At 35.5% G+C, this 290-nt stretch carries 1 protein-coding gene; it reads left to right on the plus strand.

Annotated features, from left to right (window positions below):
• Positions 1–28: 28 nt before the first annotated feature.
• Positions 29–290 (plus strand): iron-containing alcohol dehydrogenase (locus AOA60_RS00125; RefSeq protein ID WP_256592774.1); only part of this gene is annotated, 262 nt, incomplete at its 3' end.

A 290-nucleotide genomic window follows, 5' to 3' on the forward strand; every position in this document is an offset into this window, starting at 1 on the left:
GGATCAAACTATTTACGGGATCGTTGATATGATGACTCACGTTTTGGAACAGTATTTCCATAAAGAGACAAATACTCCACTGCAGGAATATATGTGTGAGGCTGTATTAAAAACCGTTATTGATGCAGGTCCAAATTTAGTTAACGACTTAGAAAATATTGAACTTCGCGAAACAATTTTATATTCAGGTACTATTGCATTAAATGGAATGCTACAAATGGGAACAAGAGGAGACTGGGCATCTCATAATATAGAACATGCAGTTTCTGCTGTTTATGATATTCCACATG

Source organism: Pseudomonas sp. 2822-17, from assembly GCF_002742485.1.
Classification (GTDB): domain Bacteria; phylum Pseudomonadota; class Gammaproteobacteria; order Pseudomonadales; family Pseudomonadaceae; genus Aquipseudomonas; species Aquipseudomonas cyclaminis.